Consider the following 25,464-nt stretch of genomic DNA (forward strand, 5'->3'; position numbering starts at 1 on the left):
CGATTGAGCCACCCAGGCCCTTGCATGGGCATTAGCCCATGCGGCGGTCCCGGTCGGCCCACTCATCCCGATTGCACCCCAACGCGGCTCCGTTTAGGCCGTGAACAGGTTCTCAACAGCTTACCCGGATTTGGCGGTATTTCTGAAAGCAAGAGCTGCGCCATGCGGAGTTTGCATGGCGGGCTGTCGGCTTGCTGCATCGCCCTCCCGTTAAACAAGTTCTAAAAAAGCAAAAAAACAGGGGAGGCGGCTTTGGGGCCAGCTGTATTCATCATCGTGTCATGGCATGCGCCATGAGCCCAGGGCTCGCCCTGGCCGGTTTTATCGCCGGCGTGGCCCTGCAATTGCAGCAGCCCGTGTTATGGCCGCTGCAAGGCTATGCCCTGTGTGCCGGGCTGGCCTGCGTGGCGGCCTTGTCAGGGCGCCTGGCTCGCCGTCAAGCCAAACCATCCTGGAGCAGGGCCCTGCGGGTATTGGGCCTGGCTGCGCTGCTGGGTTTTGCTTCTACCGGCTGGCGGGCCTGTATTTTCCAGTCCATCGCGCTGGACCCGGCCCTGGAAGGCCGCGACATCGAGGTCGCAGGCAGCGTGCCGGCCATGCCGCAGCCCGGTGAGGACGGCTTGCGGTTTCGCCTCGATGTGGAATCCGCGCGCCTGGACGGCCGCAAGGTCAGCCTGCCGCCACAAATCCTGCTGGGCTGGTATTCGGGCTTTGCCGGGCGTGAGCCTCGCCTCCTGGCGCAGGATGCGGACCCCTTTGAAGCGGCACTGGCCCTGCAGCGCCAGCCGCAGCCCTTGCGCGCCGGCGAGCGCTGGCGCATGACGGTGCGGCTCAAGGCGCCGCACGGCAACAGCAACCCGCATGGCTTTGATTACGAGCTGTGGCTGTGGGAGCAGGGCATACAGGCCACCGGTTATGTGCGTGCCGGCGCGCATGACGCACCGCCAGCAAAGCTCTCCGGCAGCTGGCAACACCCCATCGAGCAAGCCCGGCAGGCGGTGCGCGAGAAAATTTTCGTGCGTGTGGAGAACCGCCAGTGGGCCGGCATCATGGCCGCGCTGGTGGTGGGTGACCAGAACGCCATAGAACGCGCCGACTGGGATGTGTTCCGCGCCACGGGGGTGGCCCACCTGATGAGCATTTCCGGCCTGCACATCACCATGTTTGCCTGGGCCGCCTCGCTGCTGGTCGGTGGCCTCTGGCGCCGCTCTGCGCTTCTCACGCCCAGGCTGTGCCTGGCGCTGCCGGCCGCCGGTGCCGGCGCGCTGGGCGGCCTGCTGCTGGCCGCCCTGTATGCGCTGTTTTCAGGCTGGGGTGTGCCCGCGCAGCGCACCCTCCTGATGCTGGCCACCGTGATCCTGCTGCGCCAGGGCGGCCGGCAATGGCCCTGGGCACAGACCTGGCTGCTGGCCATGGCCGTGGTGGTGGCCGTGGATCCCTGGGCCCTGATGCAGGCCGGTTTCTGGCTGTCTTTTGTGGCGGTCGGTGTGTTGTTCGCGACGGATTCCGGTGTGCGTCCTGACCATGGCATTCAAGAGCCGGTTTCGCCAGGCGGATGGCGGCGGCATGGGCCGCGCTGGCTGGCCGGCCTGGCCCGCGCCGTGCGCGAGCAATGGGTGGTGACGCTGGCGCTCACGCCCCTGTCGCTGCTGCTGTTCAACCAGGTCTCGCTGGTCGGCCTGCTGGCCAATGCCGTGGCCATTCCCGCCGTGACCCTGCTGATCACGCCGCTGGCCTTGCTGGGCGTGCTGTGGGCGCCGGCCTGGGCCGCGACCGCCGGCTGCGTCAGCCTGCTCGCGCTGTTCCTGCAATGGCTGGCGAGCTGGCCGCTGGCTTCGGTCAGCGTGGCCGCGGCGCCGCTGTGGTGCGCCGTCGCTGGTGTGGCGGGCGGCGGCTTGCTGGCCACGCGACTGCCCTGGCACTGGCGCTTGCTGGGCGTTCCGCTGGTGCTGCCTGTGTTGCTGTGGCAGCCCCCGCGGGTCGCGCCCGGGCAGTTTGAGCTGCTGGCGGCCGACATCGGCCAGGGCAATGCAGTACTGGTGCGCACCGCGGGCCACAGCCTGCTCTACGACGCGGGGCCGCGTTTTTCGCGCGAAAGCGATGCCGGCCACCGTGTGCTGGTGCCGCTGCTGCGCGCGCTGGGCGAGCGGGTGGATGTCCTGATGGTCAGCCACCGCGACATAGACCACATAGGCGGGGCGGCCGCGGTGCTGGCCATGCAGCCTGGGGCGCGGCTGCTCAGCTCGATTGAGGACACGCATCCGCTGCAGGCCTTGCGCAAGGCCGAACGCTGCACGGCCGGCCAGCATTGGGAATGGGACGGCGTGCAGTTCGAGCTGCTGCACCCGCCTGCCGCGGCCTATGGCACGGTGGCCAAGCCCAATGCCATGAGCTGCGTGCTGCGTATCTCCAACGGCAGCCGCACGGCCCTGCTGGTGGGCGACATCGAAGCGCCGCAGGAAGCGGCCCTGGCCGCCGGCGATCCGACACGCCTCCAAGCCGACTTTCTGCTGGTGCCGCACCACGGCAGCAAGACATCCTCAAGCGCGGCCTTCCTGGACGCCGTCCAGCCGCAACTGGCCATGGCGCAGGCCGGCTACCGCAACCGCTTCGGCCACCCGGCTGAGCCGGTGGTGGCGCGCTACGAGGCGCGCGGCATCAGCCTTGTCAAATCCGCGACATGCGGGGCGGCGACATGGGACAGCCAGCATGCCGAGGCTGTGCGCTGCCAGCGGGAGGAGGGCAAACGCTACTGGCATCATGTGCCTGCACGTTAAAAATAAGGCGGGTGTGCGCCGCCTTGGCGCATAACTTGCTAAGCTATGTCAAAACAGTGCCCTGCGCATAACTTGCTGGAGATCAAGCCAATGAGCCGACCGATGTTTGATGAAATGAATGCCACGGGATCCAGCGTCCGTGAACACTACCAGGGCTACCAGCGCTGGCTGGCGAAACAGCCGGCCGACGTGATGGAGGCGCGCCGCGCCGAAGCCGAGATGATTTTCCGCCGCGTCGGCATCACCTTTGCCGTCTACGGCGCCAAGGACGAGGACGGCGCCGGGACCGAACGCCTGATCCCCTTCGACCTGATCCCCCGCATCATTCCCGCCCACGAGTGGGCCAGCATGGAAAAAGGCCTGGTCCAGCGTGTCACGGCGCTGAACCGCTTCATCCACGACGTTTACCACGGCCAGGAGATCATCAAGGCCGGTGTCATCCCGTCGGAGCAGATTTTCCAGAACGCGCAGTTCCGTCCCGAGATGATGGGCGTGGACGTTCCCGGCAACATCTATTCGCACATCAGCGGCATCGACATCGTGCGCGCGCCCAATGCCCAGGGCGAGGGTGAGTACTACGTGCTCGAAGACAACCTGCGCGTGCCCAGCGGCGTGAGTTATATGCTGGAAGACCGCAAGATGATGATGCGGCTGTTCCCCGAGCTCTTCAGCGAAAACCGCGTCGCGCCGGTCGCGCACTACCCCGATTTGCTGCTGGAAACCCTGCGCGCCATGGCGCCGCCGGCCACGGCCGAGCCCACGGTGGTGGTGCTCACGCCCGGCATGTACAACTCGGCCTACTTCGAGCATGCCTTCCTCGCGCAGCAGATGGGCGTGGAACTGGTCGAGGGCCAGGACTTGTTCGTGAAGGACAACTTCGTCTACATGCGCACCACGCGCGGCCCGCGCCGCGTCGACGTGATCTACCGCCGCGTCGACGACGACTTCCTGGACCCGCTGGCCTTCCGCCCCAATTCCACGCTGGGCTGCGCGGGCCTGCTCAATGTCTACCGCAGCGGCAATGTCTCGCTGTGCAATGCCATAGGCACGGGCGTGGCCGACGACAAGTCCATCTACCCCTATGTGCCCAAGATGATCGAGTTCTACCTCGGCGAAAAACCCATCCTCAAGAACGTGCCCACCTATATGTGCCGCAACAACGAGGACCTGCAGTACACCCTGGCCAACCTCAAGGACCTGGTCGTCAAGGAAGTGCACGGCGCGGGCGGCTACGGCATGCTGGTCGGCCCGGCCGCCACCAAGGCCGAGATCGAGGAGTTCCGCGCCGCCTTGCTGGCCAACCCCTCGGGTTATATCGCCCAGCCCACGCTCAGCCTTTCCACCTGCCCGACCTATGTCGAAAGCGGCATCGCGCCGCGCCACATCGATTTGCGGCCTTTTGTGCTCAGCGGCAAGGAAGTGCAGATGGTGCCCGGCGGCCTCACGCGCGTGGCGCTGAAAGACGGCTCGCTGGTGGTCAACTCTTCGCAGGGCGGCGGCACCAAGGACACCTGGATTCTGGAGGGGCCGTCGTCGCCCGTGGGGTTCCAGTCTCAATCGCAGTCTCAATTGCAGTCGCAGACCCAAGTCCAAGTGGGAGGGAAATAATCATGTTGTCTCGTACTGCCCATCACCTTTTCTGGATGTCGCGCTATACCGAGCGTGCGGGCGACATGCCGCAGGCATTCGCGGGGATGACTCATCAATTGCGCGAAGCGCTTGTGATGTCATCACCAAAACACGCAAAGCGCGTCAGCGCTTTCGGTGTTTGAGGCTTAGGAAGGAGAAAAAATGTTATCTCGCACTGCTGATCACCTTTTCTGGATGTCGCGCTACACCGAACGCGCCGAAAACACAGCCCGGATGCTGGACGTCAACTACCAGACCTCGCTGCTGCCGCAATCGGCTGCCGTGGTGCAGGGCGGCTGGCAAAGCCTGCTGAGCATCAGCGAGCTCAAGCCTTCCTATGCCGCCAAATACGGCGACAGCATCAACCCGCGCGAAGTCATGGACTTCATGGTGCGCGACGAGCAGAACTCCTCGAGCATCGTCTCGTGCCTGAAGAATGCCCGCGAGAACGCGCGCGCCGTTCGCGGCACCCTGACCACCGAAGTCTGGGAAACCCAGAACCAGACCTACCTCGAAGTGGTCCGCATGCTGCGCAACGGCGACTTCGAGCGCGACCCCGGCCAGTTTTTTGAATGGGTCAAGTTCCGCTCGCACCTCTCGCGCGGCGTCACGGCCGGCACCATGCTGCAGGACGAGGCCTTCCACTTTCTGCGCCTGGGCACCTTCCTGGAGCGCGCCGACAACACGGCCCGCCTGGTGGACGTGAAATTCCACGCGGTGCAAAACGACTTCCTGGGCAGCGACGGCGAGAAGGACCAGGAGTACGACTTCTACCACTGGAGCGCGATCCTGCGCAGCGTCTCCGGCTTCGAGGTCTACCGCAAGGTGTATCGCGACGTGATCAAGCCCGAGCGCGTGGCCGAGCTGCTGATCCTGCGGCCCGACATGCCGCGTTCTCTGCTCGCCTGCCTCAACGAGCTCATGGGCAACCTCGCCATGGTGACCAGCGACGCGGCCAGCGAAACGCAACGCCGCGCCGGCAAGCTGCGCGCCGACCTGCAGTACGCCCGTATCGACGAGATCCTCGCCACCGGCCTGCACGCCTTCCTGACCCAGTTCCTGGACCGCGTCAACGAGATAGGCGCGCACATCAGCCGCGAGTTTCTTGTGCCGGCCACCCACTGAGCACCACAGGCGCCGCGTTGTACGTGGGAATTGGCCACCCATGAAACTACACGTCCGGCATACCACCGACTACCGGTACACCGAGCCGCTGCGCTACGCGCTGCAGACGCTGTGGCTCACGCCGCAGTCCGGCCCGGCGCAGACCGTGAACTACTGGAGCCTGGGCGCGCCCGAAAAGCTGTTCACCCAGCGCGACGCTTTCGGCAACACCGTGAGCGCCTACACCTTTGTCGGCAAGGAGGCCGACAACGTGCGCTGGAGCCTGGTCAATGCGGCCGGCGAGGTCGAAACCTTGGGCGTGGCCGAGTTCAACGATGACGAAACCCTGCCGCATCCCTACTTTTTTCTGCGCGCCACCCACCTGGCCGAGCCGCACTGGGAACTCGCCGAGTTCGGCCGCCGCTTTATCCCGCAAAGCCTGGACGGCACGGCCAGCCTGCAGTCCTTGCTGGCCCTGAGCCGGGGCGTGGCCGATGCGGTGAGCTACCGCAAGAACAGCACCAGCGTGACCACCACCGCGCTCGAGGCCTTCAAGTCCGGCGCGGGCGTCTGCCAGGACCAGGCCCATGTGATGGTCGCCATCTGCCGCAGCCTGGGCTACCCGGCGCGTTATGTCAGCGGCTACTTCTACGCCGCCAACGAACCCGACCTGGCCAGCCATGCCTGGTGCGACGTCTGCCTGGACGTCGCCACGCGCCGCTGGGCCAGCATAGACGTGACCCACAGCTGCCTGATCGACCAGCGCCATGTGCGCCTGGCCATGGGCACCGACTACAACGCCTGTCCGCCCATCAAGGGCGTGCGCCAGGGCGGTGGGAAAGAGTCCATGACTGTGGAGATCACGATACAGCCGGTGTGAATTTCTTCGAGATTCAGCGAAAAATCACAGCCGTACAGGTATGCTGGCGAGCGAAATGTTCACGCTCCAGAAGATCCGTAACACCAGCGCGTATATGCAAAATCGCAAACAGTTCTTCGATGGCAGTTCTTACATGCGCTTGCTCATCGCACTGTTCTTTCTCGCCTCAGGCGCGCCCTCCATGGCTCAAGAACTCTTTCTTCAGTCGCGAAATCCCGTCTCGAATCGCCTGGCAGTGTTCGAAGATGATGCGCGTGTTGCCTATCTTTATCTCACCAGGCCGGGCACTCCGCAGCCCGAGAGGGACGCGATTGCGTACATGCGAATCCAGCCCATCAGCCGTGCCGAGTGGGAGGCCGCGAAGAAGTCCCGTGGAACCCCGATGCTGCTGAAAGACCTTGCCAGCCCGGCCGCGGTGATAGAAAAGCCCGTTGAACGCGAGTTCTCGTTCAAATGGTCACCGGACGGAAACTCGGTTGCAATCCTGCGAAACGGCGCGCCTCTTGCCTTCGCCTCGATGGCGGAGAAATTCGGGTATTCGAAAGCAGTGTCCAAAACAAGCCCGCTTGCCAATGCCTGGGACCAGGCCAGGTATGACGCCCTGTTTCCAAAGTAAGACCTCACCCTTTCTTCTTTAAGCGGCCTCGCCTGCAGCGATTCGCTTGCATCGAATGTCGGACACCATCATGAAAAAACTACTTGTCTTCCAGCTTTCGATTCAGAGCTCCTATATCGACAACATCGAGAGGGATGCCGATGATGAGCGCTTCGACACGGTTCAGTGGTGGTTCTCGGACAACGAGACCTGGCGCATCAAGACCTTTTCCGTGGACCAGGACATCCATACGCATTGCATTGCGGGCCGCGTTGATGAGGAGGTTGCCATGGAGAACACCATGAAGCACTACGAAGACGTGGTCGAGAGGGCGTTTGCCGTCGAGTTCGACGACCCGGATGACGAGGACGAGGTGTCGCAAGTCATGGAAGAGCTGGGCGGAGCGCCTGCGCTGGAGATGGCCAGAAACGGAAATCGATTCGCCTTCTGGAACCCATCACGCCTGAAGTACACGTCCAAAAGCAGCCCGCCTGATGCCCCGGCCAGTCGGCAAGAAAGCAGTTCATGAAATTCAAGGTTGGAACACCCAAGGCGCTGGACGATATCTCGGCGCAGGACGTTGAGGCCCATCCCATCTGGTTGTGGGCCTGGGAGGCCGGGCTGGAGGGCGAGGTGGAAGATGAGACCTGGCAGTGCCCGGTCTTGGACACCTCGGATGTCACAGATGCCATGACCGAGCCGGTCATTACGCTTCGCGTCGAGGGGAGTGGCGTGATTGGCTCCGCCAGCTACAACGCAGGGCTTGACCAACTGGAGGCGATTTCCATTTGGGAAAACGGTGCCTGGACCGGAATCCAGGCGGCAGCGCTTGCGGCGCCGGTTTCATTGATTGCCGTCCCCACCATTCGCGGCATAGCGGGTGTGAAGTTTGTTTGCAGCCAGCCCGATGAAGACCGGGCCCCGCGTGTGGGCTGACGGCTGACCCATCTTCCATGCCCATGCCGCAACCACTCTGGATGCCCATCGCCCGCGCCGAAGCCGGCGTTCGCACATTCCCCCCGGGCCAGAGCAATCCCCGGGTCACCGAATACCACGCACTCACCAATATCCGCGGCTATGACGACAAAGCCTCGTGGTGTTCTTCGTTCGTGAACTGGTCGCTGGCCCAGGTCGGCATTCCCGGCACCGGATCCGCGCTGGCGCGTTCATGGCTGGACTGGGGTGAGTCGCTCGATGAGCCCGTGCCCGGCTGCATTGCCGTGCTGTCGCGCGAAGACCCGGACGGCTGGAAGGGCCATGTCGGTTTTTTTCTTCGCGCGGATACGGAGTTTGTGTATTTGTGGGGCGGCAACCAGCTCGATGAGGTGCGTGAGCATTTTTATCCGTTGGCCAATGTGCTGGCCTATCGCTGGCCTCCGCAAAAGACAGCCTGACTCTTCGCCTCAGGGCCGTGTTGGGCCATATCTTTCATTCTGCTTTCGATGTCTGGCGCAGATGGCCACCCGCGTAGGGGAAAGCACGGGTCGCTGTGCCAGCGGATTGACAGCTACGCGCATTAATGTTGCGGGACACCCATCACAACAAGGACCCGACATGAAACGCCGCCACCTCCTGCAAGCCACTTCGGTTGCCATCGCTTTGCCCTCGCTGGCCTGGGCCCAGGACAAATACCCGAGCAAGCCCATCACTTTCATCTGCCCTTATTCGGCGGGCGGCAATGCCGACCAGCGCTCGCGCCAGATCGGCCGTTTCCTCTCCACGGCGCTGGGCCAGCCGGTGCTCGTGGACAACAAGCCGGGCGCGGGCGGCAACATCGGCACCGACGCCGTGGCCCACGCCAAGCCGGACGGCTATGTCATCGGCATGGGAAATTTCGCGCCGCTGGCGGTCAATCCCACCATGTTCAAGAAGCTGAACTTCGACCCGGCCAAGGATCTTGCGCCGGTCTGCCTGATCGAGAAAGGGCCGCTGGTGCTGATGGTGCCCGCGAGCTCGCCGTTCAAGAGCGTCAAGGACATCATCGCCGCCGCCAAGGCCAGTCCCGGCAAGCTGTCCTTCGCTTCGGGTGGTTTGGGCGGCTCGCACCATTTGTCGGGCGAGATGTTCAAGTCGCTGGCCGGCCTGTCCATCACCCACATTCCCTACAAGGGCGGCGCGCCCGCCACGACCGACCTGATGGGCGGACAGGTGGACATGATGTTTGAGCAGATGTATTCGGCCGCGCCCTCGATCCGCGCCGGAAAGCTGCGCGCGCTGGCCATCACCAGCAAGACGCGTTCCCCGCTGTTTCCCGATCTGCCCACCATGGCCGAGGCCGGCGTGCCGGGCTTCGAGGTCCAGAACTGGCAAGGCCTGGTGGCGCCGGCCGGCACACCCGCGGCCCTCATTAAGCTGCTCAATGAAACCGTCAACAAGGCACTCGCCGACCCGACCATCAAGGAGCAGATGCTGGGCCAGGGCAACGAACTCGGTGGCGGCACACCCGAGCAGTTCGCCGCCTTGATCAAGTCGGAGGCCGATCGCTGGGGCAAGCTGGTCAAGAGTGCGAATATCAAGCCTGAGTAGGGCCGTTCCGATTTGTGGAGTCGCTTCCCAAGCAAGCGACTACCGTTCATGCCGAGCTTGCTGAAGGGGCGCGTTCTCAAGCGCGTATCTGAATGGGTAAATGCTTTACTGGGCCTGCTTTTGTTTCAAAAGATCCAGCAGGTCGGTGTAGTCTGATTCAACGCTGTAAAAAGTAAGCCACGTATCTTCCTCGAATCTTTTTCTCAGGTCGGCCCCTTCATCCCACTTCACGGGGTTGGTTTTACGTGACATGTTTCCCATCATTCCGATATTGGAAAGATTGGATATCTTTGCCAGTGTCATTTCGATTTCAATTTGGGTGAGCTTAAAAAGCTCGGGAGCATTCTTGAGGTCCTGGTAAGAAGCCTGTACTTTTGCATGGGCAAAGGTACTCAGATCCGCGACTGAACCATACAGAATGTTTTTTGTCTGCATGACGTAAGTCGTGATTAAAAATCGGTTGGCAAAACGTGTGCTGGCGTCAAGTTTTTTCCACCCCTCCTTCTTCATGTCTTCGCCAATAAAAAGGGTTTTGGTTCTTATGCCGTTAACAAGGGCGAAGCCGTTGCGCTTTTGCTCTTGTTTGGAAGAAGTGTTCAAAAAACTGCCCGCGTTCAATTCTTCTGATTGACTGGAATTTGTGGCCCATCGATAAATAAGTACACCATTTTTTCTGATCGCCAGAACCACTTTCTTATAGGAATCATTGAAGTTGTCTTGCGCTTTTTTGTAGTTGGTTTTTGCTTCTTCTACCGTCTTGGCATCTGCGTGAGCATTGGATTGCCTTGCGGATAGATCGACCCGCGCTTGAACTAGCGTCTGAGCGTCAATATCCAACTCGGTGATGTTGTCACGTATTTTTAGAAGGCAGTCGTCGTTGCATTGGCCGGGAATTTCGCTGACCAATTCGAAACTGTCGCCCGGGCTTAGCCCTATCGCAGCCGCAGGTTTTCTTTTTGCTTTGTAGAAATACAAGCCGCCAACGTCGGCGAATGGGAGCCACCCAGGGATCGAAGCCACCCTTTCCTGAGGGATTTTGAAAAACCCTTCAGCGGTCGACTCGGTGGTCAAGTCCTCAAGCGAGGTGATAAGACCTCCCGTGGTGGTGCAGCCTGCAAGACTTGCAAAAATGACGGCAAAACTTGTCCCTGATAGAAAATTCCTGACGCGCATGGCGGTCCCTCCCCATCTTGTGTTGTTATCAGCCCTTGGCACCTGAATAGCTACGGTAGCCAGGCGACCCGCACATAACAAGTAAAAATTACCGCGAAATCGAAGAGAGAGAACAAAAAAATTTGACAGCCTCAAATTCCAGGTGCAAGACCGGGTGGAATCTGGGCGTTGTGCTTGAGGCAGTCCTCGAAGAAGACTTTCGCTGGAATTCTCCAGTCCGGTGATGGTGTTCCGCTTGCGTTGCCGATATTCAGATCCAGGGTTTGCGATGACAATTGACGGGCCACTCAAACCAGGCTGCCACGCCGGCGGATAACTTCGACCTGGATTATTCAAGGAACTGCGATGCCACAAGTCCTGCTCGAGGGGTACACGGTCGATGAGGTGCTGAACCTGCCGACCGAGGAGCTCCAGGCCATCGTGCTTCGCGATGAACCGATAGTGTTCAAGGCCGGCAGCGCCAACATGCTCGGAAAATTCAAGGTTCAGGGCGATTCGCTGTTGATGGAACTGGCGCACGTTGATGGAGGCGGCGAAGGCGCTTTGCCCAGCCTGGCGGCACTGGCGAGCCGTTTTGCGAGGCGCGAGGGCCTTTTATTCGTGGAGTGGCGTGTCCACGCGGTTCATTGCGCTGTGCCGAATCTCAAGCTGCGCCGTGTTCTTGAAAGAAAGGGTTTTGCCGTTCGTGAAGTCGCGGGTGTCGGCGAGTGCTACTGGTTGCGTGTACCCGTGGATGGCGCGTGATTAGAGTTTTGGAAGCCGACGATGGTTGTTGGCATCATTGTTTTACTCGCGCTGCTATTTCCCTCTCCAACTCAATCGCCGTCATCGTCTGCCCCCCTAAAAAAATGCTGAGTCACCTTGCCCCACTTTTCCTCTGCGCCTCACTGCTGATGCCGTCGGCAGCGGGAGCGGCCCAAACACCAGCCGATGATGCTCCGGTTTACCCCGGAAAATCATGGGAGACGATAGCCCCCTCGTCCCTGAGTTCCGAATGCCGTACGCAGCTCGACCTGGCACGCGGCTACCTGCGGACCCTGGACACAACGTCGCTGATGGCGGTGCAGCAGGGGAAGGTATTGTTTAGCTATGGCCCGACCGAGCTCGTCAGCATTTTGTTCTCGGCCCGCAAAAGCATTCTGTCCATGCTTTACGGCAAGTATGTGGCGGACGGAACGATTGATCTCGAGAAAACCCTGGCCGATCTTGGTATCGACGATGTAGGTGGGCTCCTGCCCATTGAGCGGCAGGCCAGACTCAGGCATTTGCTGACGGCGCGTTCCGGTGTGTACCATCCGGCCGCCAACGGCGGCGACGACCTCGCGTCCGCCCCGGCGCGGGGCTCGCAAGTGCCCGGCGCTTACTTTCTTTACAACAACTGGGATTTCAATGCCGCCGGCACGGCATTTGAATCGCTGACGGGGAAGAGCATCTACCGTGCATTTGCCGATGACCTCGCCGCCCCTTTGCAACTTGAGGACTTTCATCTGGAGCGCCATCGCCGCACCGGCGACCTCACGAAGTCGGAGCACGCCGCCTACCACTTCTTTCTATCCACCCGGGACATGGCACGCCTGGGCTATCTGATGCTTCAGCAAGGCAACTGGCGCGGACAGACGCTCATTCCGCAGCGCTGGGTTGCCGAGACCACTGCTGCCGTGACCCCTGCCGTGGAGATGCATCCGCCCCGAACGGCCAGGCGCCACTTTGGCTATGGCTACCTGTGGTGGGTACTCGAGGAGCCATCGGATTCCCCGCTCCAGGGTGCCTACATGGCCTGGGGCGTGCATGGCCAGTACATTCTTGTCGTGCCCAAGCGCCAGATGGTGATTGCCCACAAGCGCCAGGTCCCCGTTGCGGGGAATTGGAACGTCAGCTGGGTTGCGCCCGGTGATTTTTTAACGGCGGCCAGAACGCTGGCGGGGGCGCCCTGCCGCTAGGCGGCCGGTTCTTCCGCCTACGGCCTTACCCGCGCCGCCACTTCCCGTCCCAGCTCAATCACGGCCATGGCGTAGTAGCTGCTCCAGTTGTAGCGCGTGATAGCGTAAAAGTTCTCGGTGCCGGCCACGTATTGCGGGGCGTCCTGCCCGTTCAACAGTTCGACCAGGGCGAGCGGCCCCTGGTGCTGAAGGGCCGGGCCTTCGAGCACTGCGCCTTTTTCGGTGAAGCTGGCCACGCTGAAGGTCGGCAGGATGTCGGGCGCCATCAGCGCGTCCATGTCGAGGCGGCTTTTGTCGAAGCTCACGGGGTAGTGCGTCGGCATGCCGGGCTGCCAGTTGAAGGCCTTGAAATAACTTGCGACGGAGCCGATCACGTCGGCCTTGCTGTTCCAGAGGTCCACCGTTCCGTCGCCGTCGAAGTCGACGGCGTACTTGATCCAGCTCGAGGGCATGAACTGCGGCATGCCCATGGCGCCGGCAAAACTGCCGCGCGCGTCGAAGGGGTTGGCTGCCAGCCGGTTCTGCAGGGTCAGGAATTGCTCGATCTCGCCCTTGAAGAATTCGCTGCGTTCTTTCGCGCGCGGGTGGCTGGCGGGGAAGTCGAAGGCCAGTGTGGTGAGCGCGTCCATCACGCGAAAGTTGCCGGTGTCGCGGCCGTAAATGGTTTCCACGCCTATGATGCCGACGATGATTTCGGCGGGCACGCCATATTCCTTTTCGGCGCGCTCCAGCGCCGCCTGGTTCTCCAGCCAGAAACGCCGGCCGGCCTCTATGCGCACCGGGTCTATGAAGCGGCTGCGGTAGACGCGCCAGTTCTTGACAAAGGTTTTGGTGGGCGGCTGCATGAGGCGCACGACGGTGGCGTTGTAGCGCGACTGGCCTATGGCGTCGCGCACCCAGTCCGGGTCCAGGTCGCGGCGCGCGGCCAGGTCGTCGGCAAACTGCATGGCCTCGGGACGGGTCGAATACAGCGGCCCCTGGGTCTGCGCCGGCGCGGCCACCTTTTTCCGTAAGGGTTTGGCGTCACCAGCCCAGGCGGAACAGGCCAGCGCGGCAATCAGGCAAACGGCAAATCCGGAACGGTGAAAGGGCATGAGCGGGGGTGGTGGGTGAGGTGGGAGAGACGAGAAAGGGGCAGCGGAGCCAATCCCGATTTTAAGCAGGCCAGCTCAGGCGGCTGAACTCTTGCTTGAGCGCATGCAGTTGCGGGGCCGCTTTGCCCGCGCCGGCCGGCACGGCTGCGTAGCGCTGCTGCTCCAGGCGCAGCAGCCAGTCGGCCAGGGCCTGCGCGGCGCTGCCCGGCTGTCGGCCGTAGCGGGCCAGCACCTCCTGGGCGAGCTGGCGCGGCGAGGTGGCCGGTGTGCTGGGAATGCCGGCCTTGTCCAGGCGGTGGCGCGCACGCATGAGCAAGCGCACCCAGGGGTCGTGCTGGCTGCGGTCCCACCAGCTCCAGCCCGCGCCCAGCAGCGCGGCCGCCACCAGGATGGCGATCAGGATGTAGCTGAGGTCTTCCCAGCTCGGCGATTCAAAGCCGAGGTTTTTCAGCAGGTTGAGCTGGCTGCCCTGGGTGTAGTTGAGCACCCATTGGTTCCAGTTGTTATTGGCCGCTTCCCAAAACAGGCGCAACTGGGTCATGAGCGTCGGGCTGAACGCACCGAGTGCCCGCGCCACCGCGCCTTGTGGCACCACCAGCCGTTCAAATTCGCCGATGCGCGAGGGGGCGACCACTGAGGTCGGGTCCACGCGCACCCAGCCGCGGCCGGCTTCCCAGACTTCGGCCCAGGCATGGGCGCTGCTCTGGCGTACCACCCAGAAGCCATCCAGGGTATTGAGCTCGCCGCCCTGGTAGCCGGTGACGATGCGCGCGGGGACGTCCATGGCGCGCATCAGGATGACAAAGGCCGAGGCGATGTGTTCACAAAAACCCTGCTTGCGGTCGAACCAGAATTCGTCGGCGCTGTGCTGGCCGTAAACCCCGGGCTCCAGCGTGTAGCTGTAGCCGCCCGTGCGCAGGCGGTTCATGACCTCTTCCACGAGCGCCGCGGTGCCGGCGCGCGCCAGGCGGGGCGTGTTGCGTATCTCGCTGGCAAGGGCCCGCGTGCGCGGGTTGGAGCCGGACGGCAGGTCGATGAACTCCTGCAGGCCCGGCACGCTTTGCAGCGGGCCGTGCTGAAAGCTTGGGTAGCTCTGGGCCTTGTAGCGAAGCAGGTCGGTGACGGGACGGTTCGCCAGCCATTGCAGGTCGGGCTGCATTACGCCCTGGAAGCCTGACGGCAGCGCGGGGCTTTCGGCCGCCGCTTCCATCACGAACAGCCAGGGCCGGTTGGTGGGCTCCATCGTGACCTCGTAGCTGACCGGCGTGCCGGAGACGGCAAGGTCGGCCGTCACGCCGTAGCGCGCGGAAGTGTTCAGCCGCGAGGGCCGCCATTCACGCCCGTCGAAGCTGGCCAGCACCGGGCCGCGAAAGTACATGTCCTGCTTGCGCGGCGGCGCGCCATCAAACTTGATGCGCAGGGCCACGCTTTCGTCCAGCGCCAGGCTGGCGATGGTGCCGACCTGCATGCTGGAACTCAGGCCGCTGCGCCCGGCCGGCGTGTCGCTGGGCACACCCCACAGGGGCGCCAGCCGCGGGAACAGCAGGAACAGCACCAGCATGATGGGCGTGCCCAGCAGGGCCATCCAGCCGGCGGTTTTGGCGGCCTGCGACAGCGGCGGCCTGCCCACCGGCATGTGCGCATTGACCAGCATGGTCAGCAAACCCAGCAGGCCCAGCAGCATGCTGAAGGCCGTCAGCAGGGACTGCGAGTAAAAGAAGTTGCTCAGCATGCAAAAAAAGCCGAGGAAAAAAATCACAAAGGCATCGCGCTTGGCGCGAAGTTCCAGCGTCTTGAGGGTCAGCAACACCACCAGCAGCGTCACCCCCGCGTCGCGTCCCAGCAGCGTGCGGTGCGTGAGCCAGGTCGCGGCCAGGGTGAGCACCATCAACAGCAGCAGCCATCGCTTGCCCGGCAGCGGCCGCGCCTTCACGGCCAGCCAGCCGCGCCACAGCAGTACCGCGCCGGCCACGGCGCTGCACCAGAGGGGGAGTTCGTTCACTTGCGGCAGCAATACCCAGGCGATGACCGCCAGCAGGAAGAGGGTGTCGCGGGCGTCGCGAGGAAGGGATTGGAGGCGGCTCAGCATGATGTCTCCGCCGGGTCTTGCTCCGGCTTGCGCGCTCTTGCCCGTTGCATAGGCTTGCTGGCCGGGGTTGCCCGGCGGCAACTCACTTTCTTTTGCTTCGCCAAAAGAAAGTAAGCAAAGAAAAGGCGACCCTGGTGTCTGCGTCCCCTGCGCTTCGCTCCGGGGCAACCTGCGGTGCTCGGTTCAGGCGGGGTCTCGCTAAACTCGCTACGCTGCGCTTCGCTCAGACAACGCGATCCCTGATCCGCCTGAACCTCCGCTCCTCGGCGCATACACAAGGGGGTGGGGATAGGAAGACCAAACAGCCGAAGATAGAAACCCGAATCCCGAGAACCACAAGGACACGCCGTGGCGTGTCCTTGTTGGTATTTGTCCCCGCTCCTGACTGCCCCTTGTGGATGCGCCGAGGAGCGCAGGGCCAGACGGATAAGGGCAAAAACTTGTTTGAGCGAAGCGAGTTGTTTTTGACCCCGGCTGGACCGAGCACCGCAGGTTGCCCGCAGCGAAGCGGAGGGACGCAGGAACCAGGGTCGCCTTTCTTTTGGGTACTTTTCTTTGGCGAAGCAAAGAAAAGTGCCTCGCCCGCCGGGGCGAGACCCGGCCAGCGGTCTCAGCAAAGAGCCCACCCGTCGGGAAGACGCAGAAACAGAAATCCTCAACATACCGCCAGCGCCTCCAGGCACAGCCGCTTGTGTGCCTCCCCACTGCCAGGCTTGACCTCCAGAGAGGGCAAACGCAACCCATAGTCCAGCGACAGCTTGTCAGCCAATAGAACCCACGCACACAGCCTGGAGAGTTTCTGTTCGGCGCCGGCCGAGCCGGCCTGGGCGAAATCCAGCCAGAGCTCGTGCCGCTGGGCCTGCTGGGTGTCGCGCACCACCAGGCTGTTGCCTTGGCCGTCGTCTTTGGCGGCTTTTTTCCAGATCACCAGTTTCATCGGGTCGCCGCGGCGGTAGCCGCGCACGCCGTCGAATTCGCCGCTGCTTTGCGCGCGCAGGGCGGCGGCGGCGCCGCCGGAGCGCGGTTCGCCGGGCGGCAGGGGCGGCGGGTGGGCTTCGGGGGCGGGATAGACCAGGACCTGCGCGGCGGGCCGCCAGATGGTCCAGACGCGAAAAGTGCCCAGCGGAAAGCGGGTTTCGGCGGTCAGCGTGGGCAGCCTGTGCAGCCCGCGCCGCCGCGGGGTGAACGCCACCTGCACCGTGCTGCTGCCCTGCGCGGGCACGTCGGTCCAGGCCCAGTGCCGTTCGCGGCCTTTTTCGGTGTCCACGTCCTGCGGGTTGAGCACGCTCAGGCCTATGCCATGGCGCGTGGAGCGCCGGGTGTTGGTCAGCTTGACCTCAAAGGCGGCGGTGGTCCCCACGTACTGGGCATGCGGCGCGGCGAGGTTCATGGACAGGCCGCGCAGCGTGCCGTGGCAGACATGCATGCCGACCAGCGCGCTACCGGCGAGCAAAAAGGTCAGCAGGTAGCCCAGGCTCAACTGGTAATTGATGGAGGCCACCAGCAGCACCAGCAGGGTGACGCCCATCATCCAGCCCGGGCGGGTGGGAAGGATGTACACGTTGCCCTGGGTCAGGGTCACGCTGTCGGTGAAGGACAGCCTGCTGAGCCACCAGGCCTGGAAGCGGGCGCGGACAAGGGCCGCGGGATTGGGGAGGGCGATCAGCGCGGCCATGGGAAAAGCGGTTTCGCTCGGCTCGTGTTCAGGGCAGGGGCACGGCGTCCAGCATGGCGCGCACCTGCTCCACCGCGCCGCGGCCCGCGTCGCTGACGGGAATCAGCCGGTGCGCCGCGGTCTGCGGCAGCACGGCGGCGATGTCGTCGGGCGCCACGTAGTCGCGTTTGCTCAAAAAGGCCTGGGCCCTGGCGGCCCGCATGATGGCGATGCCGGCACGCGGGCTCAGGCCCTGCAGAAACCAGCGGCCGGAGCGTGTGGCGGCGACCAGGTCCTGCAGGTAGTTGAGCAGGGCTTCCGAGGCGTGGACATTGGCCACCAGCTGCTGCAGCTCCAGCAGGTCGTGCGGCGCCAGCAGGGCCGGCAGCTGCTCGACCATCTCGCGCCGGTCGGCGCCGCGCAGCAGCTCGCGCTCGGCGGCGCGGTCGGGGTAGCCCAGGGAAATCCGCATGTGAAAGCGGTCCAGCTGCGATTCGGGCAGGGCGTAGGTGCCGAGCTGGTCGTGCGGGTTTTGCGTGGCGATCACAAAAAAGGGCAGGGGCAGGGGGCGGGTCTCGCCTTCGACCGTGACCTGTTTTTCTTCCATGGCTTCCAGCAGGGCGCTCTGGGTCTTGGGGCTGGCGCGGTTGATCTCGTCAGCCAGCAGCACCTGGGCGAACACCGGCCCGGGGTGGAACACAAAACTTTCCTTTTGCCGCTCGTAAATCGACACGCCCGACAGGTCGCTGGGCATCAGGTCGGCGGTGAACTGCACCCGCGAGAATTGCAGGCCGAAGGAGCGCGACAGCGCGTGGGCCAGCGTGGTCTTGCCGACGCCGGGAACGTCCTCGATCAGCAGGTGGCCGCCGGCCAGCAGACAGGCCACGCAGTCCTGCACCTGGGCCGGTTTGCCGACAATGACCGTGTTAAGCTGATTCAGGAGCGCTTGGAGTTTTTCTGTGGCATTCATGCCGCCAACCATACCGTAATTTTTCGTAAAACATTTGCCGATGATTTCCCGATGAACGCGACTGGTTATTTCAGCCATCCCGACTGCCGCAGGCACGAAATGGGCGCCGGGCACCCGGAATGCCCCGAGCGGCTCGATGCCATCGACGACTGGCTGCTGGCGACCGGCGTCAAGGACGCGCTGGACACCCGCGAGGCGCCGCGGGCGGCCCTGGGCGACATCGAGCTCGCGCACGACCGCATGATGGTGGCGGCGCTGCGCGGCCTGAGCGACCGGCTGGCCGACGACATCAAGGCGGGCGGGCCGGCCTATGCCCAGATAGACCCCGACACCGCCCTCAATGTGCACACCTGGAACGCCGCCTTGCGCGCCGCCGGCGCCGCGCTGGCCGCCACCGATGCGGTGCTGTCGGGCGAACTCGAAAACGCGTTTTGCGCCGTGCGCCCGCCCGGCCACCATGCCTGCCACGACAAGGCCATGGGTTTCTGCTTTTTCAACAACATCGCCATCGCCGCCCGCTATGCGCTGGAGCGCCACGGCTTGAAGCGCGTGGCGATCGTCGACTTCGACGTGCACCACGGCAACGGCACCGAGGACATCCTGAGCGGCGACGAGCGCGTACTGATGGTGAGCTTCTTCCAGCATCCGCTCTATCCCTACAGCGGCACCGAGGGCCACGCCGGCAATATGCTCAATCTGCCGGTGCCGGCCTATACCAAGGGTATGGACGTGCGCGAGCTGATCGAGATGATGTGGATACCGCGCCTGGAGGAATTCAGGCCCGAGATGATTTTTATCAGCGCCGGCTTCGACGCCCACCGCGACGATGACCTGGGCCAGATGGGCCTGGTCGAGCAGGACTACGCCTGGATCACCCAGCGCATCAAGGATGTCGCCAGGCGCCATGCGCTGGGCCGCATCGTCTCCTCGCTCGAAGGCGGCTACAACCTGAACGCACTGGCGCGCAGCGTGGAGGCCCACATCCGCGTGCTGGCCGACCTGTAGGAGTTTTGTTGATGAGCGCCGCATCCGCCGCCGGCCTTTCGGCCCCCGTGCTGCACAGCCAGGACGTGCGCGGCGTGCACCGCCTGGTGCTGAACCGCCCGAACACTTTCAACACCCTGGGCGAGGACGTGCTGGCCGCGCTGCAGGCCGCGCTTGATGCCATCGCCGCTGACGGCTCGGCACGCGCGCTGGTCATTGCGGCCGAGGGCAAGGCCTTTTGCGCCGGCCACAACCTCAAGGAAATGCGCGCGCAGCCTGATCTGGCCTATTACCAGAAGCTGTTTGCCCAGTGCACGCGCATGATGCTGGGCATCCAGAAGCTGCCGGTGCCGGTGATCGCGCGGGTACAGGGCCTGGCCACCGCGGCCGGCTGCCAGCTGGTGGCGCAGTGCGACCTGGCCGTGGCGGCCGAGGGCGCGAGCTTCGGCGTCAATGGCATTGATGTAGGCCTCTTTTGCGCCACGCCCAGTGTGCCGCTGGTGCGCAACATGCCGGCCAAGCAGGCCATGGAAATGCTGCTGACCGGCGAGTTCATCACGGCTGATGAAGCGCGTGCCCGCGGGCTGGTCAACCGCGTCGTGCCGCTTGAGGCGCTGGACGCCGAGATCGAGAAATTGCTGCAGTCGCTGCTGTCCAAGCCGCGCGAGGCGCTGGCCATGGGCAAGGCGCTGTTCTATCAACAACGTGAAACCGGCATAGAGGCCGCCTACCAGCTCGCGGGCCAGTCCATGGCCCGCAACATGGCCCATGCCGTTGCACAGGAGGGCGTGCAAGCCTTCATCGAGAAAAGGAAACCCCAATGGCCGGCGCCGTAACGACCCGTCCCCCCGCCCGTATCGACAGCCTGGACGCCTGGTTTGCCGCGCTGACCCAGCCCACGGCCCTGACGGAGCTCGCCGCGCTGGTGGCCTGCGCGATGCTGGCCTGGCTGGTGGTGCGCGTGGCGGGCCGCGCGCGCATGGCGGTCGACAACACTTCCATCCTGTTCGGGCGCCGCGTGATCGACGGCGTGCTGTTTCCGCTGCTGCTGCTGTTCCTGGCTTACGCGGCCCAGGCCTTGCTGGAGCGCCTGTTCCCGCTGGCGCTCTTCAAGGTGGCGATTCCCGTGCTGGTGTCACTGGCCGCAATACGCCTTGGCGTCAAGGTGCTGCAGGTGGCCTTCAAGGACGCGCCGCTGGTGCGCGCGCTGGAGCGCACGATTTCCTGGCTGGCCTGGATCGCCATGGTGCTGTGGGTCAGCGGCCTGCTGCCCGTGGTGCTCGATGAGCTCGACGGCATCAAGTGGAAGATAGGCAACAGCAACCTGTCGGTGCGCACCATGCTCGAAGGCGCGGTGACGGCCGGCGTGGTGCTGTTGATCACGCTGTGGATCTCCTCGGCCATAGAGGCGCGCCTGCTGCGATCGGCCACCGGCAACGAGTTGTCCCTGCGCAAGGCGGTGGCCAATGCGGTGCGCGCCGTGCTGATGTTTGTCGGCCTGCTGCTGGCGCTGTCCTCGGTGGGCATAGACCTCACGGCGCTGTCGGTGCTGGGCGGTGCGGTTGGCGTGGGCGTGGGTTTCGGCTTGCAGAAACTGGCCGCCAACTACGTGAGCGGCTTTGTCATGCTGGCCGAGCGCAGCGTGCGCATAGGTGACAACGTGCGGGTGGACACCTTCGAGGGCCGTATCACCGACATCAACGCGCGCTACACCGTGGTGCGCGCGCCCTCGGGGCGCGAGTCCATCGTGCCCAACGAGATGTTCATCAGCACCCGCATCGAAAACCTGTCGCTGAGCGACCCGCAGGTGCTCCAGTCCACCGTGGTCTCGGTGGGCTACGACAGCGACGTGGAACTGGTGATGCGCTTGTTGAACGAGGCGGCACTCAAGCAGGACCGCGTGCTGCGCGACCCGGGGCCCGGCACCAACCTGACGAACTTCGGCCCTGACGGGCTGGAGTTCACGCTCAACTACTGGATGGCGGACCCGGAAAACGGCCAGCAAAACCTGCGCTCCCGTATCAACCTGTCCATCCTGGAATCCCTGCGCGCGCACAACATCGACATTCCCTATCCGCAGCGCGTGGTGCACACCCGCGTCGTGGCGGACGAAAAGAACCCCGCCAAGCCCTCCTGAGCCGGCGCGCCGTCCCCCGGCCGGTACCCAATTGACGCCTGAAAGACACCTTTAGGACAACGGTTGGGCAGGATGCTCTAATTCCCCCTGTCCCTCCCTCTATAATGAAAAATAGAACGACCGTTCTTTTTCTGCCCGGCACCCCTGGATACCCTCAGGCCGCCGTCCACGCAGCCCGCACCCGGCATGCCGCAGCATAGAATGCAAAGCTTACGTTTACGTCAACGTCAATCGATACGTCATATCCGCCAATCAACAACTCTGGAGCCCTGTCATGAAGGTCTTGGTCCCCGTCAAACGTGTAGTCGACTACAACGTGAAAGTCCGCGTCAAATCCGATGGCAGCGGTGTCGACATCGCCAACGTCAAGATGAGCATGAACCCGTTTGACGAGATCGCCGTCGAAGAGGCTACCCGCCTGAAAGAAAAAGGCGTGGTCACCGAAGTCATCGCCGTCAGCTGCGGCGTCGCCCAGTGCCAGGAAACCCTGCGCACCGCCATGGCCATAGGCGCCGACCGCGCCATCCTGGTCGAAACCGCCGAGGAGCTGCAGCCCCTGGCCGTGGCCAAGCTGCTCAAGGCCCTGGTCGAGAAAGAACAACCCCAGCTCGTCATCCTGGGCAAGCAGGCCATCGACGACGACTGCAACCAGACCGGCCAGATGCTGGCCGCGCTGCTGGGCTGGCCCCAGGCCACCTTTGCCTCCAAGGTCGAAGTCGAAGGCGGCACCGCCAAGGTCACGCGCGAAGTCGACGGCGGCCTGGAAACCCTCTCGCTCACGCTGCCGGCCATCATCACCACCGACCTGCGCCTCAACGAGCCGCGCTACGTCACCCTGCCCAACATCATGAAGGCCAAGAAAAAGCAGCTCGACAGCCTCAAGCCCGAAGACCTCGGTGTCGACGTCAAGCCGCGCATCAAGACCCTGAAGGTCAGCGAGCCGCCCAAGCGCAGCGCCGGCGTCAAGGTGGCCGACGTGGCCGCCCTGGTGGACAAGCTCAAGAATGAAGCCAAAGTAATTTAAGGACCGATGACATGACCGCACTCGTTATTGCTGAACACGACAACGCCAGCATCAAGCCAGCGACCCTCAACACCGTGACGGCTGCCGCCCAGTGCGGCGGTGAGGTCCACGTGCTGGTGGCCGGCAAGGGCGCCGAAGCCGCCGCCAAGGCCGCCGCCGCGATTGCCGGCGTGGCCAAGGTCATCCACGTCGAAGGCGAGCACTTCGCCCACGGCCTGGCCGAGAACATGGCCGCCCAGGTGGTGGCCATTGCCGGCAACTACTCGCACATCCTGTTTCCGGCCACCGCCTCGGGCAAGAACATCGCCCCGCGCGTGGCCGCGACGCTGGACGTGGGCCAGATCTCCGACATCACCAAGGTTGATGCCGCAGACACCTTCGAGCGCCCGATTTACGCCGGCAACGCGATTGCCATCGTGCAAAGCCTGGACGCGACCAAAGTCATCACCGTGCGCACCACGGGCTTTGACGCGGCAGCCGCCAGCGGTGGCTCGGCCGCGACTGAAACGCCGGCCGGCGTGGCCGACAGCGGCAAGTCGAGCTTCCTGGGTTCGGAGATCGCCAAGAGCGACCGCCCCGAGCTGACGGCCGCCAAGATCATCGTCTCGGGCGGGCGCGCGCTGGGCTCCAGCGAGAAGTTCAGCGAAGTGCTCACGCCGCTGGCCGACAAGCTGGGCGCGGCACTCGGCGCCTCTCGTGCCGCCGTCGATGCGGGTTACGCCCCCAACGACTGGCAGGTGGGCCAGACCGGCAAGATCGTGGCGCCGCAGCTCTACATCGCCGCCGGCATCAGCGGCGCGATCCAGCACCTGGCCGGCATGAAGGACAGCAAGGTCATCGTGGCGATCAACAAGGACCCCGAAGCGCCCATCTTCAGCGTGGCCGACTACGGCCTGGAAGCCGACCTGTTCACGGCTGTGCCTGAGCTGGTTGCGGCACTGTAAAAACTCCCTCCCCCTTTGGGGGAGGGCAGGGGTGGGGGCCGGCTGCGATTGAGCAAGCGCTTTTGCCATGGCCGCAGGCCCCCATCCCAACCTTCCCCCAGAGGGGGAAGGAGTAAGTACCCCGGAGACAAAAATGAGCTACACCGCCCCCGTCAAGGACATGCTGTTTGATATCCAGCACCTGGCCAATATCGAACAGATCGCAAAAATCCCGGGCTTTGAGGAAGCCGGCCTGGACACCGCGCAGGCGGTGCTCGAGGAATGCGCCAAATTCAACGAAGGCGTGCTCGCGCCGCTGAACCGTGACGGCGACATCAACCCCTCGAGCTGGAAGAACGGTGAAGTCACCACCACGCCGGGCTTCAAGGAAGCGTTCAGGCAATACGTCCAAGGCGGCTGGCAGGGCCTGCAGCACCCGGCCGATTTCGGCGGCCAGGGCCTGCCCAAGACCATAGGCGCGGCCTGCGGTGAAATGCTCAATTCGGCCAACATGAGCTTCGCGCTGTGCCCGCTGCTCAGCGACGGCGCCATCGAGGCGCTGCTGACGGCCGGCTCCGATGAGCTCAAGGCGGTCTACCTCGAAAAACTCGTGAGCGGCCAGTGGACAGGCACCATGAACCTGACCGAGCCGCAGGCCGGGTCGGACCTGGCCATGGTGCGCAGCCGTGCCGAGCCGCAGCCCGACGGTACCTACAAGATTTTCGGCACCAAGATCTTCATCACCTACGGTGAACACGACATGGCCGAGAACATCGTGCACCTGGTGCTGGCCCGCGTGACGGGTGCGCCCGAAGGCGTCAAGGGCATCAGCCTGTTTGTCGTGCCCAAGTTCATGGTCGGCAAGGACGGCGCCCTGGGCGCGCGCAACGACGTGCACTGCGTGAGCATCGAACACAAGATGGGCATCAAGGCCTCGCCCACCGCCGTGCTGCAGTACGGCGACCATGGCGGCGCTGTAGGCTACATCGTCGGCGAGGAAAACCGCGGCCTCGAATACATGTTCATCATGATGAACTCGGCGCGTTATGCCGTCGGCATGCAGGGCATCGCGATTGCCGAGCGCGCTTACCAGAAGGCCGTGGCTTTTTCGAAAGACCGCGTGCAGAGCCGGCCCGTCGACGGCTCCATCAAGGCCAGCGCGCCCATCATTCACCACCCCGACGTCAAGCGCATGCTGATGACCATGCGTGCCTACACCGAAGGCTGCCGCGCCATGGCTTCCGTGGCCGCCGCCGCTTACGACGCGGCCCACCACCATCCCGATGCCGAGGTGCGCAAACAGAACCAGGCCTTTTATGAATTCATGGTGCCGCTGGTCAAGGGCTACAGCACCGAGATGAGCCTGGAAGTCACTTCGCTGGGCGTGCAGGTGCACGGCGGCATGGGCTTTATCGAGGAAACCGGCGCGGCCCAGTATTACCGCGACGCCAAGATCCTGACGATTTACGAGGGCACGACCGCCATCCAGGCCAACGACCTGATAGGCCGCAAGACCTCGCGCGACGGTGGCCAGGTGGCCAAGGCCATCGCCGGCCAGATCGAGGCCACCGAAAAACAACTTGTGAAGCAGGGCAATGCGGATGCCGTGGCCGTGGCCAAGCGCCTGAAGGCCGCGCGTGAAGCCTTTGTCGATGTGGTCGACTTTGTGGCCGGCAACACCAAGGCCAGCCCCAATGCCGTGTTCGCGGGCAGCGTGCCCTACCTGATGCTGGCGGGCAATGTGGTCGCCGGCTGGCAGATGGCGCGTTCGCTGCTGGTCGCGCAGGAGCAGATCGCGCAGGGAACCGACGTGGCCTTCATGCAGGCCAAGGTCACCACCGCGCGTTTTTACGCCGACCACCTGCTGACCAAGGCCCCCGGCCTGCGCGACAGCATTGTCGAAGGTGCGGACAGCGTGACCGCGCTGGCGCTGGACGCGTTCTGACGGGGCGGCCGCCACTCATT

At 63.9% G+C, this 25,464-nt stretch carries 23 protein-coding genes; 18 read left to right on the forward strand and 5 right to left on the reverse strand.

Annotated features, from left to right (window positions below; genetic code table 11):
• Positions 1 to 293 precede the first annotated feature (293 nt).
• From AC1D09_RS19570 to AC1D09_RS19615, 10 genes are all read left to right on the forward strand, one after another.
• Positions 294 to 2,777, forward strand: coding sequence for a DNA internalization-related competence protein ComEC/Rec2 (locus AC1D09_RS19570; RefSeq protein WP_477664671.1), 2,484 nt, complete (start codon positions 294 to 296; stop codon positions 2,775 to 2,777).
• Positions 2,778 to 2,867: 90 nt separating this feature from the next.
• On the forward strand, positions 2,868 to 4,385 hold the full coding sequence (locus AC1D09_RS19575; protein WP_477664670.1) for a circularly permuted type 2 ATP-grasp protein: 1,518 nt from the start codon (positions 2,868 to 2,870) through the stop codon (positions 4,383 to 4,385).
• Positions 4,386 to 4,387: 2 nt separating this feature from the next.
• Positions 4,388 to 4,549: an alpha-E domain-containing protein gene (locus AC1D09_RS19580; protein ID WP_477664669.1), complete on the forward strand. Its 162-nt coding sequence runs from the start codon at positions 4,388 to 4,390 to the stop codon at positions 4,547 to 4,549.
• Between the two features lie 19 nt (positions 4,550 to 4,568).
• The gene (locus AC1D09_RS19585) at positions 4,569 to 5,531 is read left to right on the forward strand and encodes an alpha-E domain-containing protein (protein ID WP_477664668.1); all 963 of its coding nucleotides are present in this window, start codon (positions 4,569 to 4,571) and stop codon (positions 5,529 to 5,531) included.
• Between the two features lie 40 nt (positions 5,532 to 5,571).
• On the forward strand, positions 5,572 to 6,390 hold the full coding sequence (locus AC1D09_RS19590; protein WP_477701185.1) for a transglutaminase family protein: 819 nt from the start codon (positions 5,572 to 5,574) through the stop codon (positions 6,388 to 6,390).
• 55 nt (positions 6,391 to 6,445) lie between these two features.
• Entirely contained in the window at positions 6,446 to 7,006 is a 561-nt protein-coding gene (locus AC1D09_RS19595) for a hypothetical protein (RefSeq protein ID WP_477664666.1), read from the forward strand.
• Positions 7,007 to 7,076: 70 nt separating this feature from the next.
• Complete coding sequence (locus tag AC1D09_RS19600) at positions 7,077 to 7,514, forward strand: hypothetical protein (RefSeq protein ID WP_477664665.1); 438 nt, start codon at positions 7,077 to 7,079, stop codon at positions 7,512 to 7,514.
• Positions 7,511 to 7,921: a hypothetical protein gene (locus tag AC1D09_RS19605; RefSeq protein ID WP_477664664.1), complete on the forward strand. Its 411-nt coding sequence runs from the start codon at positions 7,511 to 7,513 to the stop codon at positions 7,919 to 7,921. The genes AC1D09_RS19600 and AC1D09_RS19605 overlap by 4 nt, the downstream gene beginning before the upstream one ends.
• A gap of 23 nt (positions 7,922 to 7,944) precedes the next feature.
• Positions 7,945 to 8,379, forward strand: coding sequence for a TIGR02594 family protein (locus tag AC1D09_RS19610; RefSeq protein ID WP_477664663.1), 435 nt, complete (start codon positions 7,945 to 7,947; stop codon positions 8,377 to 8,379).
• Positions 8,380 to 8,539: 160 nt separating this feature from the next.
• Entirely contained in the window at positions 8,540 to 9,511 is a 972-nt protein-coding gene (locus AC1D09_RS19615; protein WP_477664662.1) for a Bug family tripartite tricarboxylate transporter substrate binding protein, read from the forward strand.
• 105 nt (positions 9,512 to 9,616) lie between these two features.
• Here AC1D09_RS19615 and AC1D09_RS19620 read toward each other — a convergent pair whose 3' ends face one another.
• A complete protein-coding gene (locus AC1D09_RS19620; protein ID WP_477664661.1) occupies positions 9,617 to 10,684 on the reverse strand; it encodes a hypothetical protein in 1,068 nt (355 codons plus the stop codon).
• A gap of 345 nt (positions 10,685 to 11,029) precedes the next feature.
• Between AC1D09_RS19620 and AC1D09_RS19625 the strand changes: the two genes are divergently transcribed.
• Positions 11,030 to 11,428, forward strand: coding sequence for a hypothetical protein (locus AC1D09_RS19625; protein WP_477664660.1), 399 nt, complete (start codon positions 11,030 to 11,032; stop codon positions 11,426 to 11,428).
• An 8-nt stretch (positions 11,429 to 11,436) separates the two neighbouring features.
• Positions 11,437 to 12,624 (forward strand): serine hydrolase domain-containing protein, encoded by a 1,188-nt coding sequence (locus AC1D09_RS19630; protein WP_477664659.1) that lies wholly within the window; start codon positions 11,437 to 11,439, stop codon positions 12,622 to 12,624.
• Positions 12,625 to 12,641: 17 nt separating this feature from the next.
• Here AC1D09_RS19630 and mltB read toward each other — a convergent pair whose 3' ends face one another.
• The 4 genes from mltB to AC1D09_RS19650 all read right to left on the reverse strand — a co-directional run bounded on the left by mltB (position 12,642) and on the right by AC1D09_RS19650 (position 18,431).
• Positions 12,642 to 13,718: a lytic murein transglycosylase B gene (gene mltB, locus AC1D09_RS19635; protein WP_477664658.1), complete on the reverse strand. Its 1,077-nt coding sequence runs from the start codon at positions 13,716 to 13,718 to the stop codon at positions 12,642 to 12,644.
• A gap of 61 nt (positions 13,719 to 13,779) precedes the next feature.
• Entirely contained in the window at positions 13,780 to 15,807 is a 2,028-nt protein-coding gene (locus tag AC1D09_RS19640; RefSeq protein WP_477701186.1) for a transglutaminase TgpA family protein, read from the reverse strand.
• Between the two features lie 655 nt (positions 15,808 to 16,462).
• Positions 16,463 to 17,482, reverse strand: a complete 1,020-nt coding sequence (locus AC1D09_RS19645) for a DUF58 domain-containing protein (protein ID WP_477664656.1) — start codon at positions 17,480 to 17,482, stop codon at positions 16,463 to 16,465.
• Positions 17,483 to 17,510: 28 nt separating this feature from the next.
• Positions 17,511 to 18,431 (reverse strand): AAA family ATPase, encoded by a 921-nt coding sequence (locus AC1D09_RS19650; protein WP_477701187.1) that lies wholly within the window; start codon positions 18,429 to 18,431, stop codon positions 17,511 to 17,513.
• 51 nt (positions 18,432 to 18,482) lie between these two features.
• Between AC1D09_RS19650 and AC1D09_RS19655 the strand changes: the two genes are divergently transcribed.
• The 6 genes from AC1D09_RS19655 to AC1D09_RS19680 all read left to right on the forward strand — a co-directional run bounded on the left by AC1D09_RS19655 (position 18,483) and on the right by AC1D09_RS19680 (position 25,444).
• Positions 18,483 to 19,436: a histone deacetylase family protein gene (locus tag AC1D09_RS19655; RefSeq protein ID WP_477664654.1), complete on the forward strand. Its 954-nt coding sequence runs from the start codon at positions 18,483 to 18,485 to the stop codon at positions 19,434 to 19,436.
• Between the two features lie 11 nt (positions 19,437 to 19,447).
• Positions 19,448 to 20,251 (forward strand): enoyl-CoA hydratase, encoded by an 804-nt coding sequence (locus AC1D09_RS19660; protein WP_477664653.1) that lies wholly within the window; start codon positions 19,448 to 19,450, stop codon positions 20,249 to 20,251.
• Positions 20,236 to 21,552, forward strand: coding sequence for a mechanosensitive ion channel family protein (locus tag AC1D09_RS19665; RefSeq protein ID WP_477664652.1), 1,317 nt, complete (start codon positions 20,236 to 20,238; stop codon positions 21,550 to 21,552). The genes AC1D09_RS19660 and AC1D09_RS19665 overlap by 16 nt, the downstream gene beginning before the upstream one ends.
• A gap of 274 nt (positions 21,553 to 21,826) precedes the next feature.
• Complete coding sequence (locus AC1D09_RS19670; RefSeq protein WP_413331111.1) at positions 21,827 to 22,576, forward strand: electron transfer flavoprotein subunit beta/FixA family protein; 750 nt, start codon at positions 21,827 to 21,829, stop codon at positions 22,574 to 22,576.
• Positions 22,577 to 22,587: 11 nt separating this feature from the next.
• The gene (locus AC1D09_RS19675; RefSeq protein WP_477701188.1) at positions 22,588 to 23,520 is read left to right on the forward strand and encodes an electron transfer flavoprotein subunit alpha/FixB family protein; all 933 of its coding nucleotides are present in this window, start codon (positions 22,588 to 22,590) and stop codon (positions 23,518 to 23,520) included.
• 133 nt (positions 23,521 to 23,653) lie between these two features.
• Positions 23,654 to 25,444 carry an acyl-CoA dehydrogenase gene (locus AC1D09_RS19680; RefSeq protein WP_477664005.1) on the forward strand — a complete coding sequence of 597 codons (1,791 nt, stop codon included), beginning with the start codon at positions 23,654 to 23,656 and terminating at the stop codon, positions 25,442 to 25,444.
• Positions 25,445 to 25,464 lie beyond the last annotated feature (20 nt).

It is taken from the genome of Polaromonas sp. P1_A2, from assembly GCF_056406895.1.